The organism is Candidatus Magnetobacterium casense (assembly GCF_019173545.1).
In the GTDB taxonomy this organism is placed as follows: domain Bacteria; phylum Nitrospirota; class Thermodesulfovibrionia; order Thermodesulfovibrionales; family Magnetobacteriaceae; genus Magnetobacterium; species Magnetobacterium cryptolimnobacter.
This window is the reverse complement of sequence record NZ_JABXWD010000343.1, coordinates 1-3,583: the sequence shown is the minus strand read 5'-3', so window position 1 is coordinate 3,583 and position 3,583 is coordinate 1. Positions and strand designations below refer to the sequence as shown.

Below are 3,583 nucleotides of genomic sequence, written 5' to 3'. Positions count from 1 at the left end.
AGGGCTTGGTTGAGGGAATAGAAGGGATGCTGGATATAAAGTATGGTGCTGTTGGGTTGGAACTCATGCCTTCCGTGAAAAGAATGGCGTCCATCGAAAAGATGGAGGCGTTTAAGAGGTTGATAAAGAACTCACGGACGGTTGCTGAACTGAAGGAGTTCCTGGAGGATAGTGCAGAATAGAATTACTGATTTTCTTCTTTCTTCCTTGCAAGAATTTGCAGCAATACATTATCATAATATCCTTATATGCTAAAGAGGCTGGATGATATAGCTCCATTTATGGCGATGGACATAGCGCGGCAGGCACGGCAGTTCCCTGACACGGTGCATATGGAACTTGGAGAACCTGACCTGCCTCCCCCTCCGGCAGTCGTGGAGGGCGTACAGAGGGCCATGACGGACAACCGCTACGCCTACACACCGGCACTGGGCCTCAAAGAACTCCGTAAGAGGATCGCTCAACACTACAACCACAAATACGGCGTGGACGTCTCCTCCGACAGGGTGATCGTTACACCGGGGACATCGGGGGCTTTCCTGGTGGCGCTGGGCATTGCCCTCAACGCCGGGGATGTCCTCTGCCTGCCTGACCCCTCATACCCGTGCTACAAGAACTTTGCACACTACCTCGATATAACGCCAACATTCATACCGGTAGACAAGGACACCTCGTTTGAGCTGACACCAGAGGCCCTGCAACAGACAAAGGACATCAATGCCCTTCTTATCTCCTCCCCGGCTAATCCCACGGGCAGACTCTACAACACGGACAACCTCAAGGCCCTCATCCAACACTGCAACGACAAGAGCGTCACCTTTATCTCCGACGAAATATACCACGGCCTGGTCTACGGGGCCACCGAACACACCGCCCTAGAGTTCTCCGACAACGTCATAGTGATCAACGGCTTTTCAAAGTCGTTCTGTATGCCCGGCTTTCGGATCGGATGGATGATCGTGCCGGAGGATTGGGTGCGGAGGGCCGAAATTGTCATCAGCAGCATCTTTATCGCCGCCAATACCATAGCACAGTATGCCGCCTGCGAGGCATTCGACTATACCTGGCTGGCAGACATTAACAAGACTTTTGCGCACAGAAGGGACTTCCTCTACGGTGGCCTTCGAGGACTGTTTGACCTTCCGGTGCTCCCCGATGGGGCGTTCTACGTCTGGGCCGACATCTCAAGGTACGTCACGGGCAATGGGAATTCTCCTGGTGTCGGGATGTACGCTGATAGCGTTGCCTTTGCACAGGCGCTGTTGCAGAGACGGCATGTGGCCATTACACCGGGTGTCGATTTTGGCAGAAACGCAACCCATCATCACGTGCGTCTGACCTGCACCTCGCCCATTGATGTCCTGCAGCGCGGCATCGACAGGATAAAAGACTTCTTGCTGTAAATTTGATACCACTCCATTCAAGCGTGGTCACATTACTCAAGCCCAGTAACAGCACCATTGGCCAAGCCCACGGTTCACTGACGGCGGCAACACGCTCACCGACAACCTCACAGGGCTGATGTGGACAAAAGACGCCAACCTTCCTGCTGCAACCAAGACATGGCAGCAGGCCATGGACTATGTAACATCAATGAACACCGGAGCCGGTACATATGGTTATACCGACTGGCGGTTGCCAAACATCAACGAGCTTGAGAGCCCTGTCAACGCTGAACAGACTATTCCGGCGACATGGCCCAATTCGCAAGGGTTTACCAATGTGCAGTCTGCCAACTACTGGTCGTCTACGTCCTACGCTAGCGCTACATCCTTAGCGTGGTACATAGGCATGGGCGATGGCGCCATAAACGCTGACGATAAGTCCAGCTCCAACTACTTTTGGCCTGTTCGTTCCGGACAAACGGCTACATCCAGAACAGGACAGACCACCACCTACTACACGGGAGATGACGGAGCGTTACAAATGGGTGTGGCCTGGCCCAGCCCGCGATTTACTGACAACGGCAACCAAACGGTTACCGACAACCTTACGGGGCTGATGTGGACAAAAAATGTCTACCTTCCTGCTGCAACCAAAACATGGCAAGGGGCACTGGACTATGTCGCATCGATGAACACTGGGGCTGGTACGTATGGGTACACCGACTGGCGGCTGCCAAACAAAAAAGAGTTGTTTCGCCTTGCTGATCGTGCAAGGTATAACCCATCGCTTCCAACCGGTCATCCCTTTACCAATGTGCAGTCTGGCTACTACTGGTCGTCTACGTCCTACGCTAGCAGTACGTCCAACGCGTTTATTGTCTACATGGGCGATGGTATCGTTGTCTCCGGCGATAAGTCCGGCAATCTCTACATGTGGCCAGTTCGTGCCGGACAGGTTGATAACACTGAAGAGCAAGGTCCCACCGGCAACGACCCCAACTACGACGGCAACGGCGACGGTACCCCCGACAGACTACAGGGCAACGTGGAGTCCTTCCATGCCGCCAACTCGCAATACATAACCGTAGCGGTTGATCCATCCGTTACGATCAGTACCATCAGTTCGGTTACAACCCCCGATATTGGCGGCCTGGGCCTGACTACAGGCAATGTCGGAGGGAGGTTGCCCGTAGGTACACTGTCGTTCACCCTGACAGGCGTCCAGGCCGGCGTAGCCAATCAGGTAAAGATTTATATGCCCCGTTGGACTGTTGTAAACCACGTGAAGAAATACGGTACCAACGGATGGTATGACTTCGACTGCAAAGTCAAGTTCGGGGGGACACCATGTGCCGAAATAAGCTATGGAAGGAATAATCTGGTTGTGACCCTCTACCTGATAGACAACCAGCTTGGGGACAACGACAGCACCGTCGGGACGATTCAGGACCCGTGGCGCTCTTATCGCCTGCGAAGGTGGCCTACACGCTGCCATACCTGCACACAAACCCCGCTAACGTAACCTACTGCGCCATATCGAATATGACGGCGGATATCGCAACTGTAGCCGTCGAGGTCACCGCAACGACCGCCGGTAACATGTCCGGCCCCACGAATGACCTGATCTCGACAATGACAACGGCTAATAAACAAATCAACGCCTATCAGACTCGGATGCTAAACTTCAACGGCAAAGACATATCACTGGATACAAACATGATAGGCAGCATACCTGAGGTGGCCCCTAAGGCAAACCTGTATGGCGCCTATGGCGCCTCGATTGTTATCACGAGTGAGAGTACGGTAGACCCGGTTGGTCTGAGTTGCGGCAGCGTTCCGATGGCCTGCTTTCAGGGAGATACGCTTCCCAAGCGTAATCTGGTCGGCTACCTCTGTCAGTCAAACAACTTCGGAGCGGTGGGCGGTACGGCTGTGTACACATATTAGGTGTTGAGGAGGGGGGAAAGAAAAGCGCAGCAAAGGGCAAACCTCTCCCCCTTCATCCATTCCTACGCAGGGGGTGAATTACAGTTGATTTTCTGTCTAATTTTCGTTTATACCAATTTTAGCTGGCACCACAATCAACCGTGAAGGAAAGAAAGGGGCGGCTCCGCCCCCCTTCAGAACCCCCTGCAAGGGGGCCAGCCCCCTTGACCCCTTCTTACCTTGTTGACATTGAGTTGATTATACACAACATT

The 3,583-nt window shown here is 53.4% G+C and carries 3 protein-coding genes and 2 pseudogenes; all 5 read left to right on the top strand.

The features are described 5' to 3' along the window. A pseudogene (locus HWQ67_RS14495) lies at positions 1 to 182 on the top strand (hypothetical protein); the annotation flags it as partial. Between the two features lie 66 nt (positions 183 to 248). After that, positions 249 to 1,403: a pyridoxal phosphate-dependent aminotransferase gene (locus HWQ67_RS14490; protein ID WP_218253403.1), complete on the top strand. Its 1,155-nt coding sequence runs from the start codon at positions 249 to 251 to the stop codon at positions 1,401 to 1,403. 100 nt (positions 1,404 to 1,503) lie between these two features. After that, positions 1,504 to 1,842, top strand: a pseudogene (locus tag HWQ67_RS20005) (DUF1566 domain-containing protein); the annotation flags it as partial. An 84-nt stretch (positions 1,843 to 1,926) separates the two neighbouring features. Beyond that, on the top strand, positions 1,927 to 2,907 hold the full coding sequence (locus tag HWQ67_RS14485) for a DUF1566 domain-containing protein (RefSeq protein ID WP_255317301.1): 981 nt from the start codon (positions 1,927 to 1,929) through the stop codon (positions 2,905 to 2,907). Beyond that, positions 2,862 to 3,332 (top strand): hypothetical protein, encoded by a 471-nt coding sequence (locus tag HWQ67_RS14480; protein ID WP_218253401.1) that lies wholly within the window; start codon positions 2,862 to 2,864, stop codon positions 3,330 to 3,332. Before HWQ67_RS14485 ends, HWQ67_RS14480 begins: the two co-directional genes overlap by 46 nt. Positions 3,333 to 3,583 lie beyond the last annotated feature (251 nt).

What these genes read in the sequence shown, in the direction of transcription:
- HWQ67_RS14490 (WP_218253403.1), top strand. Translation starts at nt 249, where the DNA reads ATGCTAAAGAGGCTGGATGATATAGCTCCATTTATGGCGATGGACATA.
- HWQ67_RS14485 (WP_255317301.1), top strand. Translation starts at nt 1,927, where the DNA reads ATGGGTGTGGCCTGGCCCAGCCCGCGATTTACTGACAACGGCAACCAA.